The sequence below is a fragment of the Acinetobacter halotolerans genome, from assembly GCF_004208515.1.
GTDB classification, from domain to species: Bacteria; Pseudomonadota; Gammaproteobacteria; order Pseudomonadales; family Moraxellaceae; genus Acinetobacter; species Acinetobacter halotolerans.
Genome location: NZ_SGIM01000007.1, coordinates 81317 through 95809 on the forward strand (window position 1 = coordinate 81317; position 14493 = coordinate 95809).

The 14493-nt window shown below is 39.9% G+C and carries 13 protein-coding genes; 8 read left to right on the forward strand and 5 right to left on the reverse strand.

Annotated elements, in window-relative coordinates; genetic code table 11:
- Window positions 1-6 precede the first annotated feature (6 nt).
- The 5 genes from EXE30_RS09765 (at window position 7) to EXE30_RS09785 (ending at window position 5243) form a co-directional block, all read left to right on the forward strand.
- A complete protein-coding gene (locus tag EXE30_RS09765) occupies window positions 7-2658 on the forward strand; it encodes a sensor histidine kinase (RefSeq protein WP_130162213.1) in 2652 nt (883 codons plus the stop codon).
- Window positions 2659-2668: 10 nt separating this feature from the next.
- A complete protein-coding gene (locus tag EXE30_RS09770; protein WP_005195468.1) occupies window positions 2669-3367 on the forward strand; it encodes a response regulator in 699 nt (232 codons plus the stop codon).
- A gap of 144 nt (window positions 3368-3511) precedes the next feature.
- Window positions 3512-4183: a CsgG/HfaB family protein gene (locus EXE30_RS09775; RefSeq protein WP_130162214.1), complete on the forward strand. Its 672-nt coding sequence runs from the start codon at window positions 3512-3514 to the stop codon at window positions 4181-4183.
- Between the two features lie 17 nt (window positions 4184-4200).
- Window positions 4201-4569: a DUF4810 domain-containing protein gene (locus EXE30_RS09780; RefSeq protein ID WP_130162215.1), complete on the forward strand. Its 369-nt coding sequence runs from the start codon at window positions 4201-4203 to the stop codon at window positions 4567-4569.
- Window positions 4566-5243 (forward strand): DUF799 domain-containing protein, encoded by a 678-nt coding sequence (locus EXE30_RS09785; protein ID WP_130162216.1) that lies wholly within the window; start codon window positions 4566-4568, stop codon window positions 5241-5243. Before EXE30_RS09780 ends, EXE30_RS09785 begins: the two co-directional genes overlap by 4 nt.
- Window positions 5244-5302: 59 nt before the next feature.
- Here the strand turns inward: EXE30_RS09785 and EXE30_RS09790 are convergent, their stop codons facing one another.
- Entirely contained in the window at window positions 5303-6763 is a 1461-nt protein-coding gene (locus EXE30_RS09790; protein ID WP_130162217.1) for a coniferyl aldehyde dehydrogenase, read from the reverse strand.
- 153 nt (window positions 6764-6916) lie between these two features.
- Here EXE30_RS09790 and EXE30_RS09795 point away from each other — a divergent pair, with 153 nt between their 5' ends.
- The 3 genes from EXE30_RS09795 to EXE30_RS09805 all read left to right on the forward strand — a co-directional run bounded on the left by EXE30_RS09795 (window position 6917) and on the right by EXE30_RS09805 (window position 10072).
- Window positions 6917-7477, forward strand: coding sequence for a phosphatase PAP2 family protein (locus EXE30_RS09795; RefSeq protein WP_130162218.1), 561 nt, complete (start codon window positions 6917-6919; stop codon window positions 7475-7477).
- Between the two features lie 247 nt (window positions 7478-7724).
- Window positions 7725-9137, forward strand: coding sequence for a glutamine synthetase family protein (locus EXE30_RS09800; protein ID WP_130162219.1), 1413 nt, complete (start codon window positions 7725-7727; stop codon window positions 9135-9137).
- A gap of 236 nt (window positions 9138-9373) precedes the next feature.
- Window positions 9374-10072, forward strand: a complete 699-nt coding sequence (locus EXE30_RS09805) for a GntR family transcriptional regulator (protein ID WP_130162220.1) — start codon at window positions 9374-9376, stop codon at window positions 10070-10072.
- A gap of 40 nt (window positions 10073-10112) precedes the next feature.
- On the opposite strand, the gene EXE30_RS09810 is transcribed toward EXE30_RS09805, so the two are convergent.
- The 4 genes from EXE30_RS09810 to EXE30_RS09825 all read right to left on the reverse strand — a co-directional run bounded on the left by EXE30_RS09810 (window position 10113) and on the right by EXE30_RS09825 (window position 14492).
- Window positions 10113-11057 carry a PDR/VanB family oxidoreductase gene (locus EXE30_RS09810; RefSeq protein ID WP_130162221.1) on the reverse strand — a complete coding sequence of 315 codons (945 nt, stop codon included), beginning with the start codon at window positions 11055-11057 and terminating at the stop codon, window positions 10113-10115.
- 12 nt (window positions 11058-11069) lie between these two features.
- Window positions 11070-12146, reverse strand: coding sequence for an aromatic ring-hydroxylating dioxygenase subunit alpha (locus EXE30_RS09815; RefSeq protein WP_130162222.1), 1077 nt, complete (start codon window positions 12144-12146; stop codon window positions 11070-11072).
- Between the two features lie 194 nt (window positions 12147-12340).
- The gene (locus EXE30_RS09820; protein ID WP_130162223.1) at window positions 12341-13528 is read right to left on the reverse strand and encodes an OprD family outer membrane porin; all 1188 of its coding nucleotides are present in this window, start codon (window positions 13526-13528) and stop codon (window positions 12341-12343) included.
- A gap of 1 nt (window position 13529) precedes the next feature.
- Window positions 13530-14492 carry a formylglycine-generating enzyme family protein gene (locus EXE30_RS09825; RefSeq protein WP_228256118.1) on the reverse strand — a complete coding sequence of 321 codons (963 nt, stop codon included), beginning with the start codon at window positions 14490-14492 and terminating at the stop codon, window positions 13530-13532.
- Between the last annotated feature and the right edge of the window lies 1 nt (window position 14493).

Consider the following 14493-nt stretch of genomic DNA (forward strand, 5'->3'; position numbering starts at 1 on the left):
AACTTTATGCAGATCGACCGTAACAATAAAGCTGATGCATGGTTGGCACATAGTCAGCGTGAACAATCTGGACGTTTAACCATTTTCTTGGGTGCAGCGCCCGGTGTGGGTAAAACCTATGCCATGCTGACCCGAGCACATGAGTTGATGCAACAAGGTCATCATGTGGTTGTGGGCGTGGTGGAAACACATGGTCGATCTGATACGGAACGCTTGATTCAGGGGCTCAATGTTATACCAAGGAAGAATGTTGAATATCAGGATCGAACTTTGGATGAGATGGATCTCGATCACATACTGAGTTTAAAACCTGAAATTGTGTTGGTTGATGAATTGGCACATCGTAATGTACCCAATAGTCGCCATGAATATCGTTGGCAAGATGTCAATGAATTACTTGATGCTGGTATTGATGTATATAGCACTTTGAATATCCAGCATCTCGAAAGTTTGAATGATGTGGTCTATCAAATCACAGGGATTCGAGTCAGTGAAACAGTTCCCGATGCGTTATTGAAACGTCTGAAAGATATTCGCTTGGTTGATTTGCCCGTTCCAGAATTGTTGGAACGGATGAATCACGGCAAAATTTATAGAGCAGATGTTGCACCGCATGCTTTGCAAGGTTTTTTTAAGCCAGCACATTTGACTGCGTTACGTGATTTAGCAATTCAAACTGTCGCTGGACAAGTGGAAATTGATTATCGAGAAAAGTTTGTTGCTCAAGGGCAAATTATTCCGATCCAAAATCATGTCATGCTGGCGATTGATGGTTCAGAGTTTTCAGAGGATTTGGTCAGACGAGCACATCGTATCGCAGAAAGACGGAATGCAACGTGGAGCGTGATGTCGATTCAAAAGAGTCGATATCAAGACACGCAAACCTTTGCAGTCACTAAAGCCTTTAATTTGGCACGTAAGTTAGGTGCAGATACTTATCTGCTCTATAGCAATCATATCGCCTCAAGTATTTTACAAGCGGCTTATGATTACGGTGCATCGAATATTTTACTCGGTAAAAGTCCCAAAAAATCAGTTTGGCAGCGACTATTTTCAGATCATATTGCGGATCAACTCTTAGAAAAACAGCATCCTTTTGAGATCACTTTTGTTCAGCCGTTGAAGGATAGGCAGAATGATCATCAACAGCACGGGGATGCTTCAAGTAAATCATTTTTCGAGCAAGGTTTCGCTTTTAATCAACGTGAAGTGATTGAAAGTATTTTTATCATTCTCCTTGGTTTTTTTGCTGCGGTCGTGAGTGACCGATTTATTGGTTATAGTGATTTAGCTTTAATTTTTATTGTTACCGTACTTTTGGTCGCTATGCGAGCGCGGATGGTGATTACTCTTGCAACGGTATTTATTTGTTTTTTACTTTATAACTACTTTTTTATTGACCCTCGCTATACGTTTAGAATCAGTGCCGAACGTGGTGTGATTACGATTGTGACATTTATCGTCACGGCATTATTGGTTGGACGTTTGGCAAATCAGTTACGTGCTCAAGTATTGAGTTTACGTGCTGCAAATTCAGTTTCCTTACAACTCCAAGAACTGGAAAGGAAGCTCTCAAGTTGTGTTGATATTGAGCAAGTTTTAAATGTGGCGAAACAACATTTAGAAAGCGCTTTAAATGCAGCAGTTTGGTTGAGAATAGGGACTCAAGAGTTAGGCGATACAGCTTCTTTGTTGAATGACAAAGATCAAATCGCAGCAGACTGGACACAAAAAAATGCTAAACCTTGCGGACGTTTTACCAATACATTGACTCAGTCCGAATGGTGGTTCAATCCAGTTCATTTAGTTGATGGATATGGTGTTATTGCGATTCAATTTAACCAACATCCCCAAACCATCAGCTTTGAACAACAACGTTTGGCTGAGTTGATGATTGATGATATTGCTCAAACTGTGTCTCGGGTACAGTTGTCATTACAGCTGGAAAACTCTCGGGTCGTGGCTGAAACTGAAAAGTTACGTTCAGCCTTATTGTCATCTGTTTCGCATGATTTACGCTCACCATTGGCTGCGATGATTGGTTCTGCGGACAGTTTAAAATATTATAGTGAGCAGATGTCGGTGTCTGACCGCCACGATTTATTGGATACGATTCATATCGAGGGGGAACGTTTAGATCGTTATATTCAAAACTTACTCGATATGACGCGATTGGGTCATCAAGGTTTGACGCTTAGTCGAGCTTGGATTGGGGTGGATGAGTTGATTGGTTCTGCAACCCAACGACTCAAACGTTATCAGCCGAATATTAATATTGAAGTGTCTTTTCACGAAGATTTGCCGCAACTCTATGTGCATCCTGCTTTGATTGAACAGGCGATTTTCAATGTTTTGGAAAATGCTGCCAAGTTCTCACCCGATGACATTCCAATTGAAGTAAAGATCCAGCAGCATGAAACTGAACTTCAAATAGATATCGTAGATCAAGGTGTTGGGATTCCTGAAGATGAGCGAGAGCAAATCTTTGATATGTTCTATACCATGCAACGTGGGGATCGTGGTAAAACTGGAACAGGTTTAGGTCTAGCCATCGTCAAAGCGATTATTGGTGCCCATATGGGCAGCATTACAGCCCATGCTGGAGCATATGGTCAAGGTACCTTAATTCGAATACGATTACCGTTACATCAGGATTAAAATCATTTGTATGCCACAAACATTTAATCAACAAGCGTCGGTTCTTATTATTGATGACGAACCGCAAATCAGAAAATTTCTAGATATCGCCTTACGTGCTCAAGGTTATCAGGTGCATGTTGCTGAAACTGGTATGAAAGGGTTGGAAACATTAGCAACTCGCGGTGCAGATTTATTGATTTTGGATTTAGGCCTGCCTGATATGGAAGGGCAAGCTGTTTTAACTGAAATGAGGCAATGGTCCGATATTCCAGTCATTGTTCTTTCAGCACGACCCGATGAAAATCAAAAAATTAAGCTACTGGATGCGGGTGCCAATGACTATGTGACCAAACCATTTAGTATTCAGGAGTTATGCGCTCGAATCCGTGTATTGTTTCGTAATAAATCACAGCAATCAGAACACAATATCATTTTTAATGATGGGCAATTATTTGTCGATGTCGCTGAGCATGTCGTGAAACTTGCTGGTGAGGAAATCGTTTTAACCAAAAAAGAATTTCAGCTTTTTGCATTGTTGATCCGCCACCAAGGCAAAATAGTGACGCAAAAACAAATTATGAATGAGTTGTGGGGCATCACCCATGAAGAAGATACCCACTATCTCAGAATTTTGCTGAAAAAGCTTAGAACTAAAATTGGTGATTCTGCCGCAACGCCACATTATATTTTTACGATTGCTGGGGTTGGTTTGCGATTTTGCGAATAGTCTCGATTAAGTCGATCTAATTGCTTGGATTATAAAATGATTTGTTCTGATTTAAATGGATGCTTGAATTGTAAAGTGTTAGGTGCTTAATCGTTTTTAAGCTATAATTTTACGGTTTTTTATCTTTATTTTGATTGAGCAACAATGAAAAAATTATTAGCGATTGCGGCATTTAGTTCTTTAGGCTTAATGGCCTGTTCAACCACAGAAACATCAAAGTCAATTCAAAGCCCACAAGTGACGGCAGCGGTACAACAAATTAAATATAACGGAACGAAAGTACCTGTTTCGATTGGTAAGTTTGATAATCGTTCAAGTTATATGAGAGGAATATTCTCGGACAATGTCGATCGTCTTGGTGGACAGGCGAAAACCATTTTAGAAACTCACCTACAGCAAACTGGTTATTTCTCGGTTTTAAACCGCGATAACTTGTCTGAACTCAAGCAAGAAGTAGGCTATAGCAATACCACTCAAGCGATCAAAGGCGCGCGTTATGTGCTCACAGGTGATGTATCTGAGTTCGGCCGCAAAGAAGTTGGTGATCAGCAATTATTTGGGATTTTGGGACGAGGTAAACAACAAATTTCTTATGCCAAAGTGAACTTGAATATTGTGGATGTGAAAACATCAGAGATCGTGCATTCAGTGCAGGGTGCGGGCGAATATGCATTGAGCGCGCGCGAAGTACTTGGTTTTGGTTCTACAGCTTCTTATGACTCAACCTTGAACGGTAAGGTACTTGATTTAGCGGTACGTGAAGCAGTCAACAATTTGGTTACTGATATTCAGAATAACCGTTGGACTGCACAATAAGACAGGGTCGCTGTAAAATGAAAAAAATTCTTTTCACCAGTCTGATGAGTATTGGATTGGTTGGCTGTGCTGCTGGACCTCAACCTTTATACAGTTGGGGGTCTTATACGCAACAGACTTATTTGATGTATAACGCGCCAGAAAAAGCCACACCCAATGCACAAATCATCAAGTTGGAAGCGGAAATAGAAAAAGCAAAAGCGAAAAATTTGGCTGTTCCACCCGGACTCTATGCACATTTAGGGTTGTTATTTTTACAACAGAACAATGCGCAAAAATCAGTTGAATATTTCCAATTGGAACGACAAGTTTATCCAGAATCAACAGTGTTGATGGATCGTTTGTTGCAGAAAATGAATGCCAATGTAGGATCGACACAGCCATGATCAAGACGTTTTTAGTTGCGAGTCTTTTGCTCACAGGTTTGGTGTTTACGGGCTGTGCATCCTCTCCTGCAGTGAATAAAGATATGACTGTGTATAAGCAGCATATGCCAAAATCAATTTTAGTGTTACCGCCTGTCAATGATTCCCCAGATGTGAAGGCAACCTATAGCTATTGGCCAACTGTGATTACACCTGTTGCTGAAGCAGGATATTACGTCTTTCCAATTTCTGTGGTTGATTCGATGTTTAAAGAGAATGGTGTGACCAATGGTCATGATGCTCAAAGCATTCCGACTCAGAAATTACACGAAATTTTTGGTGCTGATGCTGCACTTTATATTCGAATTAAAGAATATGGCTCTAAATATCAAGTCATCCAAAGTGTTGCGACGGTGAGTGTAGAGGCAAAGCTAGTTGATTTAAAAACCAATGAGACGCTTTGGACAGGTGAGAAAAAGGCAGTTCAATCCAGTAATAATGGCAACAATGATTTACTCACTGCACTTGTTGGGGCATTGGTTGAACAAATTGCGGGTAGTTTAAGTGATCGTGCTTATCCTTTAGCAACGATTGTAAATATGCAATTATTTACACCAACTCAGCATAATCCTGGTTTGGGCTTGCTCTATGGACCACGATCCCCTCGATATCAACAAGATGGTGTTGTGAAGTAATCCATTGTTCATACACATAATAAAAAAGCCTCTGAATGAGGCTTTTTTATTATTGAAGGTTATTTAATATTTGGATCGCCTTTTTTCAAAAAGAAATGCAAAGCGAGTTTTTGTACCCATGTACCATAAGGTGGATAAAATAATTGGGTTGGGAAGAATCGATGTCGAATAAAGACTGTTTTTGCATGTGAAAGTTCTCGGAAACCTTCTACACCATGATATGTACCCATACCTGAGTTGCCGATCCCACCGAATGGTGCATCATGATTGACGACATGCCAACCCCAGTCATTGATGGTGACACCGCCAGAGTGAGTCTGTTTTAAAATGTGATCACGTTCTGTGGCATCATGAGTAAAACAATATAAGGCTAAAGGTCGATCACCCACTTTAATATAATCAATCGCTTCATCTAAGGTGTCGTAAGCAACAACAGGTAGCACAGGTCCAAACAACTCTTCTTTTAAAATACGCATTTCTGCTGTGCAGTTTAGTACGATATGCACTGGCATACGACGCGCATCTTGTTCATGATCGTAATCACCACAAACAATGATTTGAGCACCTTTGGTTTTTGCGTCTTCTAATATTTCTTGAATCCGCTTTAAATGGCGGTCATTTACAATAGAAGTGTAATTGTCATTATTATGAATATTGTTGCCATACATCGCCGTGAAATTGGTTTTACATTCCTGTACGAACTGCTCAACTTTTTCTTTAGGCACTAGTGCATAGTCAGGGGAAACGCAGATCTGACCACAATTGGTGGCTTTACCATGCAAAATACGTTTTGCTGCATCGGCTAATGGATAATTTCGGCTAATCAGTGCAGGGGATTTACCACCTAATTCAAGCGTTACAGGCGTTAAGTTTTCTGCGGCTGCGCGCATCACAACACGTCCAATCGCAGGCGAGCCCGTAAAGACGATGTGGTTAAATGGTAGCGATGTGAATAGTGATGGATCAGTGATTTCCTCACCAAATACACATACCTCATCTTCACTAAAAACTTCAGCCAACATTCTTTTGAGCATCGCGTTGGTGGCTGGGGTAATCTCAGGAAGTTTGATCATGACGCGATTGCCTGCTGCAATCGCTGCAATGAGAGGACCGAGCGCCAAATAAACGGGAAAATTCCACGGTACGACAACGCCAACAACTCCTTTGGGTTGGTATTGCACGCGTAATCGATTGGATAGGAAAAGTAATTCAGTACTGCGTTTGCTCGGTCGCATCCACTTCCGTAAGTGACGAATTGCATGCTCAGCTTCTAATACTGAACCCAGTAAATCCAATAGCTTGGACTCATCCAGTGAGCGTGAACTAAAGTCAGTATTGATTGCCGATGCGATCGCATCTTGATAACGAATGATCTGTTTTTTAAGGTTAAATAATTTACTGCGTCGTGTGTCTAGATCAGGATAGGGTTGAGCATTGAAGGCAGCGCATTGTTGAGTAAAAACAGATTGCATATGTTCATTGGCTGATTGACTAGATTCTATTGAATGAGGGGAATTCATAATTGCTCCTTTTATGCTTCATTATCTCGATTGTTTAAATATTCTAAATATTTCATCTCAATGGTTTAGGTTTGGAGAACCGAATTCATCATTCTTTCATCTGGCTGTTGTACAATTGTTGGAACTTATTCATTGATCAAAAATAGACTTGAGATGATTTTTGAAAACTTAAACATTCATTTATTTCATTGTATAAATTCTTTTGCTTTGAAATATCCGATTTTAGACAAAATAGCGATATTCTTGGCTGATGATTTAAACACAGTCTTTATCAGTTTTCTTGTGTTTTTACTGGTTGTGCAGTTGAAAATATACAATATGATATTTGCAAAAACATTGTTTATTGTACTTATATCATTGTTATTGTGTGATTTAGTGGATTATTTTTATCATCATCCGCGGCCATTTCAATACGGGTTGGGACACAAACTGATTGGTCATGGTACGAGTTCATCATTTCCTAGTCAGCATACCTTGACGATGGTGATTATAGCATGCTCATATTTGATGGCAGGGTTTAAGCTGATTGGTGGTATTGGCTTAGTACTGAGTTTAGTGGTTGGGTTATCTCGAATTTATGTTGGAGTGCATTTCCCATTTGATATCGTGGGGGCTTTCTTGATTGGTTTTATGTTGGTGGTAGCTGTTAATTATGGCTTAAAAGAATTGGCAATAAGATTGCGTAAAGCAACGTCAATACAAGCGATTGATTAGATTGAGTCTAGGGTAAAAACGGAGCATTTGCTCCGTTTTTTATTATTTATTTTGCAGGTTAGTGTTAGATTTTAGATGTCAAAGTGCTTGAAAGATTAAGGCATTATCGGTTGCTGGTAGCATAATTCGGATTGAGTAATTTATATAAAATTTATTTCCTTCATGAAGTAATTTACGCACTGTTTACGTTACTTCTTTTTGAGCATCCTTTAAGCTGATTTTATCAATATAATTTGAGCTTTCAGCTATGAGCGCTGTACTTGTTGAGATAAATAACCAATCTACACTTAAAAAGTATCTTCCTCTTGTGAAGAACAAGAGCGTAACAGAGCGCCATCCTATAAGGACTCCATTTTTAGAAGAAGTTGATAATTACCTAAAGCAGTATCCAAAGACACAACATATAGACATCTATTTATGTGATCTAAATGGGCATTTACGCGGTAAAAGAATTGATGTCAGTTGCTTAAGTGGCTTAGCCAAAGGGTGTTACTTTCCATTATCTATTTATGCAATGAGCTTGGATGGAAAAGTCATTGAAGAAACTGGACTAGGAAAGTTCATAGGAGAACCTGATTATCTCTGTGAGCCTGTGGTAGGTTCCTTACAACCGAATCCTATCGATCCTGAAATCAATGCCCAACTACTTTTAACCATGAAAGAAAGTGAGGAAAAAGATTGTGGGTTTGAGCCACGGAATATCTTAAAAAAAATACTTAAGCAATTGCATGATAAAAATGTCTATCCTTGTGTTTCAGCAGAAATAGAATTTTATTTACAACCTTTAAATTCAATGGAGCAAGTCAAAGAAACCATTACCCAATGTTTTGATATTAATACTTCAGACCTTTATCAAAATATTTTAAACGAAATTGAGCATATTGCTAAGTTACAAGGCGTTCAGATTACAGCTATCGTTTCAGAGTCGTCTTCAGGTCAATATGAGATCAACCTTCTACACACCGATGATATTTTGAAATTATGTGATCAAATAATGTTGCTCAAACGAACAATAAAACAAATCGCAAAAAAATATGGTTTACGAGCGAACTTCCTTGCAAAGCCCGATATGCATCAAGCGGGTAGTGGGATGCATTTTCATATGAGTATTTTAGACGAATATAAAAATAATATTTTCAGTGCGAAGCAAGATGAAATGTCTGAGGCTCTATTGAAAGTCATCAGTGGCCTGCTCTTATTTATGCCTGATTCAATGGCGATTTTAGCACCTAACTTGAATTCCTTCCGACGTTTTAAATTGGGTCATCATGTTCCACTCGAAGCAAATTGGGACTTCAATAATCGAAATGTGGCGATTCGAATACCTTGCTCAGATCAAGAGAACCAAAGATTAGAATATCGTGTTGCAGGGGCCGACTGTAATCCTTATTTAGCTTTAGCGACAATTCTAACAGGGGCTTTTTATGGTTTAACACATCGTTTGGAAATTCCCAAACAGGCCAATCAATTAAAGCTCCGAAGTGAACATGTTTTATTACCCACTGATCAAATTGAAGCATTAAAACAATTGAAAGCGAATAATTTACTTGGGGATGCATTAGGAAAAGAATTTATAGAAGTCTGGTGCACCGTTAAGCAGGCAGAATATCAAAATGTTTATAGCCAGATTACGTCTATAGAACGGAATTGGGATATCTAAATCTGTTGAGCTGTTTTAGATAATTGATTCAATCATCAGATAACGAACCCAGTAAATCGAATGGTTTAGACTCATCAAGTGAGTGTGAATGGATGATTGTTATTCTAAACCCCATCCTTTACCAAGGCATTGAGATGATTGTTTCAGGTATCTGATTAAGGTTTAGGAGGAAAATATTATTTTCATTTTAATGGCGAACTTGCTAGCATCGAAGATCAAAGATAATTTGCGATAGTGTGTGGAACAGCATGTCTTCAGGACAACAAGTTTTAATTAAACTCAGAAAAATGATTATTGCAGGAGAGTTTGAAGGCGGTACTAGACTTGCAGAGATTCCAACAGCTGACTTGCTTGGAGTTTCTAGGCAACCCATCAGAATGGCATTTCGCCTGCTTGAACAAGAAGGTTTGCTGATTAAAAATCCAACACGGGGTTATACCGTACGGGAGATTTCTGAGAAGCTTATTCACGATGCGCTTGAGGTGCGTGGTGTACTGGAAGGATTGGCTGCAAAAACATTAGCTGAGCAAGGGTTGACTGACCAACAAAAAACAGCCTTAAAAAATTGTATTCAGGAAACGGAACAGCTTTTTGATGAGCATACAGAATTTGGTGATGCTGAATTAGAACGTTATCACCACTTGAATGTGATTTTCCACGATACGATTATTCAGGGGGCACAAAATGTAGCCTTGCTACAAGCCTTAGCTAAAAATAATCAGTTGCCTATGGCTTCGGCACAAGCGATTACTTATGATCAGACCCAAGCTTTGTCGGAGTACCGTCGATTGCATTATGCACATTTACAGCATTGTTCAATTTATGATGCTTTGCTCCATCGTCAAGCTGGGCGTGCAGAAACATTAATGCGTGAACACAGTAGTGTGGTGATTTTGGGTGAAACTTTAAAAAATATTCTAAGTGAACAAGATTAAAGAGCTCCTTTTAAGCATTTTTGAAAAGGAACTCAATACATTAAAGTTCAATCACTAGTTTTCCTGATTTTGCTCGAGAACAGCAAGGGGTAAATTGATTATTCAGCGCATGCTCTTCATCTGTCATGAATACATCACGATGATCTGGAATGCCATCAACCACACGAGTAATACATGTTCCGCAGATACCTTGTTCGCAGGAAATTGGAACATCAAAGCCATGCTCAATTAAGGCTTGGGTTGCGGTTTGATGAGCTGATACTTCGATTTGACGATTTGAGCCCTTAACCTCAATGGTGAAGGTTTCATTCGTCGAAGTATCCGCGATTTGAGCAACAAAATGTTCCTGATGTAATTGCTCTGCCAACCAGCCAGCTTGTAAAGCCGAACTGATAACAAACTCCATAAACCCTGTAGGGCCACAGACATATAAATGTTTATCAGCAGGACTTTGCTCCAGGACCTGTGACATATCACAACCAGTACCTGGTTGATCTTGAATATGAAAATGGACTTGACCGTTAAAATGCTCGGTTAAATTACCATAGAAAGCAATCATGTCATGACTGCGAACAAAGTAATGTAACTCAAACGGAATTCGTGCTGATTTAAGTCGATACGCCATCGATAAAATCGGGGTAATTCCGATACCACCTGCAAATAAAATGGCTTGTTTGGTTTGAGGTTGAATCTCAAATAAATTACGTGGTTCCCCAATGTGTAAATGGTCGCCTTCATGGTATTCATTATGAATACAACGCGACCCGCCCCGTGAATTGGCGTCATGTAGAACACCAATGACATAGCGATGTCGTTCACTGCAACAATTCGAAAGCGAATATTGTCGAGTTAAGCCATTTTTAAGATGTACATCAATGTGTGCACCGGCTTCAAAAGCAGGAAGCGTTGAGCCGTTCGCTGAAACGAGTTCAAATGCACGAATGGTGGGGGTGAGTTGATGAATTTTCTGAATAATTACGTCCATGTTCCTCTTCCTTTAAATCACATGAATATTGGGAAACTTCTGCTTAGATATGTTGGGAGGCGTTTTGTTTTCTTCAGAAAGCAGACGATCAATGACTCGACGTGACTGAACACCACCCGCATCAATGTTAAGCATCAATAACTTTCGGTGAGGATTGCTTAAAATATTTTGTTGTTGCTGTTCCAGCATTTCTAAATCTTCAGTGAAAATTTTGCCTTGGCCTTCACGAATTTGGTCAGTGAGTTCGCGATTGTTTGGCTGGAAATTGCGTGCCATTCCCCAGAAATACCAGTGCGAAGTTTCGGTTTCAGGTGTAATGAAATCTACGACGATTGAAGATACTTTTTTATCTTTCGGTGCATCATATCCACCACATCCCGCATGTGCGACACCCACTTCAATATGTACGTTGCTTGGAGCGAAGAAATGGCAGCGCTGCCAACGATCTACGGGCACATCATCGGCTAAATTGTTGCCACGAAGTGCCATTTGCCAAAATGGTGGTGCAATAACATTTTCCATATAACGTTCAGTAATGACGTGATCACCGTCCACTTTAGTCACAGGTAGTGCTTCATCAATTTCTTTTTGACCAATACTGCTTGAGTGAACATAGGTCTCATGTGTCAGATCCATGAGATTATCCACCATTAAGCGATAATCACATTGGATATGAAATAAGCCGCCACCATAGCTCCACTCGGGATGTTCGGCCCATTCTAGAGTTGGAAGTTTTGATTCATCTGCCAACGCTTTTTCACCTGGCCAAACCCAAATAAACCCGAACTTTTCAATCGCCGCATACGCTTTGTTGCAAGGAAAGCCGTGGGTACGCTGGGCTGGCATAGAAACAGTTTTTCCATCACACCCCATGACTAAACCATGGTAGCCACAGACCAGATTTCCATTTTCGACATAACCTAGGGATAGTGGAGCACCGCGATGCGGGCAAAAATCTTCAACGGCTGCTACTTGGTTTTCTTTCGCACGATAAAAAACAATCTTCTCGCCACAAATTGTACGACCAAGTGGTTTATCTTGAATTTCTTCTGGGCGGCATGCCACATACCAAGCATTTTTAATAAACATGTGTGACGTCTCCTTATCACTTATTGGATCCAATTTATAATAAATGATAAAGTTGGTCAACCCGTTCAGTTGGGTTGACTGCAACTTTAAACTTTATTTTGTGCTTAAATTGATTGATTTTGGTGTTTTTAGCTTGGTTCGTTTTATGGGGTGATTTAAAGAGAAATGTTTATTGGATCCATATTTAAGGTTTTTTAAAATTTTAATGTATAGTGAAGCATCATTCTTTGCTCATCGAGGCTTTTTCCATATTTTGTATCGTAGTTGATGTTTAAGAATAGAAGTTTCAAATTTTTGACGACGTGATTTAAATCATATTGGATGAGTAGGTCACTTTCTTGTTCAAAATCATCTTTATTTTTCGTTTGAAATGAATCGCCGTATATGTACTTGTAGGTGATTTTTAGTCCTTTTATATAGTCTTTAAAATCATAGCTACTCACGAAATGATAGGATTTTTCATTTGCTTTGGTAAATGCCCCTAATGTCCAGTTCATCATGTGTGGAATGGGTGATCCATCGAGTTTGGGTATCCCATCTCTACCAAAGTTCTCTTGATAGCCGATTCCAGTGCTAAAGTTGCCATGCTGTATAAAGTGCATTGCGCCTAAGGATGTATTGTTGTATTGACCTAATTTTGCATCTCCAATATCGGTGTGTTGAAATATGCGCAATTTTGTACTGTGTCGATCTGACCATTGATAATCAACAGCGAAGTAACTCTGATTAATGATATCGGTTAAATAACCATTGTAGAACTTCCAGCTATATTGTGGCTTTTTCCCATTCCATTCAAAAAAATATAAACCATCAGATTCTTGTTTGGATATAGCAAGTTTTCTATAGTCCTCTTCATTTCGAGGCGAATATCGGTTGATAAATCCGAGCGTGAAATTCTGTTGCTGCTGATGATATTTAAATTCAGCACCTTTGTAATTAACCCTTAATTGATGGGTGTCTACTTGTGGTGTGAGTGGAGTATTGGGGGTGATTTCACCGATATTGATGCGAAAGTCTTTGTACTCAACCCCCGCGCCTAAACCATATTTACTGTAGTGCTGGGCTTGTTGCTTTGTGTTGGGGTCAAATGGTAGGGTGAAGTCATTTGCATGCTGATCGGAACTGAGTCGATAGGCATATTGTAAGCTCGGCATGAGGTGAAGTTGGATGTCATTTAATTTTACCGACCAGTCACCACGATAAAGCAAGCCTTGGCTCAAGCTGTTTGAATTTGCACTGGGATCATCTTTGTAGTCGCGCTCAAAGCTAAAGGTTTTAAAGCTAAGCTCATTTTGAACATTAAAAGTTTCAGTTGCATATGCAGAACAGCAGGCAATAGTAATCCCTGAGACAAACATCCCATAAGTTAAATAATATTTCATGTTAATTCCTTTTTACGGTTCTAAATCCAACGTGACTCGTGGCTAAATCAAGCTCTTGTGGGTGTCTTGCGGCAGCCCGATAACGTGCGCAATAATTACTTGCACACAGGTATGAGCCTCCTTTGATGGTGTATTGCAAAATGTAGTTTAGATCTTGTCTGTAAACGGAGGGGTCACCCATATGGTGGTCTCTCGGTCCCGTATAGGGTGTTTGAGTCCACTCCCAAACGTTTCCAATCATGTCGTATAGACCAAATGGATTTGCCTTAAAGCAACCGACGGGCGCCACGTCATCAAAGCCATCTTGTTGGGTATTTTGGTAAGGGAATTCACCTTGCCAGTAATTTGCCGTAATGTGTCCTTGATGGGTTGGGCCGATATCAGACAGTTGTTGAAATCCTTTGGCGGCATATTCCCATTCGAGTTCTGTTGGTAGGTCATGTCCTAACCAATGTGCATAGGCATAGGCGTCATTCCATGTGATTAGGCGTGCAGGCTCACTTGGAAGTGGAGATCTATTGCTATTTGTACCCCAGGGCTGCTTCCAATTAGCTCCTTGTTTAAAAGTCCACCATTGCATTTCCTCTACGGGGGTAGTCGGTTGAACAAAAACAGCGGCACCACCTTGTTTTTCAGCATCTGTGATATAGCCAGTTTGCTGGGTAAACTCAGCAAATTGAGCATTGGTTACTTCGGTTGCGTCAATCCAAAATGATTTGACTGAGCTGGGTTCTTGTTTGAAAGGTTTTTCATCGTCATAACCTTGTGTTGAACCAAGCTGAATTTGTCCAGCAGGGAGTTGAATCTTACCTGCAGTGTTGTTTTCTGGCCAATCGGGAGGCAGGCCAGAATAATCTGAACATTTTGATATGTCGCCTAGGTTTAAGGCCATCTGCTCATTGGGTGTATGTTTTTGACATCCAGATATGAAGAGGAGGGGTAAGAGCATGATGATCATTTTCATC

Bases quoted from the DNA above. Each gene is read 5' to 3' on its own strand.
- EXE30_RS09810 (WP_130162221.1), bottom strand. From the start codon at position 11,057: ATGGACGTAATTATTCAGAAAATTCATCAACTCACCCCCACCATTCGT.
- EXE30_RS09815 (WP_130162222.1), bottom strand. From the start codon at position 12,146: ATGTTTATTAAAAATGCTTGGTATGTGGCATGCCGCCCAGAAGAAATT.
- EXE30_RS09780 (WP_130162215.1), top strand. From the start codon at position 4,201: ATGAAAAAAATTCTTTTCACCAGTCTGATGAGTATTGGATTGGTTGGC.
- EXE30_RS09820 (WP_130162223.1), bottom strand. From the start codon at position 13,528: ATGAAATATTATTTAACTTATGGGATGTTTGTCTCAGGGATTACTATT.
- EXE30_RS09770 (WP_005195468.1), top strand. From the start codon at position 2,669: ATGCCACAAACATTTAATCAACAAGCGTCGGTTCTTATTATTGATGAC.
- EXE30_RS09795 (WP_130162218.1), top strand. From the start codon at position 6,917: ATGATTTTTGAAAACTTAAACATTCATTTATTTCATTGTATAAATTCT.
- EXE30_RS09800 (WP_130162219.1), top strand. From the start codon at position 7,725: ATGAGCGCTGTACTTGTTGAGATAAATAACCAATCTACACTTAAAAAG.
- EXE30_RS09790 (WP_130162217.1), bottom strand. From the start codon at position 6,763: ATGAATTCCCCTCATTCAATAGAATCTAGTCAATCAGCCAATGAACAT.
- EXE30_RS09825 (WP_228256118.1), bottom strand. From the start codon at position 14,492: ATGAAAATGATCATCATGCTCTTACCCCTCCTCTTCATATCTGGATGT.
- EXE30_RS09775 (WP_130162214.1), top strand. From the start codon at position 3,512: ATGAAAAAATTATTAGCGATTGCGGCATTTAGTTCTTTAGGCTTAATG.
- EXE30_RS09785 (WP_130162216.1), top strand. From the start codon at position 4,566: ATGATCAAGACGTTTTTAGTTGCGAGTCTTTTGCTCACAGGTTTGGTG.
- EXE30_RS09765 (WP_130162213.1), top strand. From the start codon at position 7: ATGCAGATCGACCGTAACAATAAAGCTGATGCATGGTTGGCACATAGT.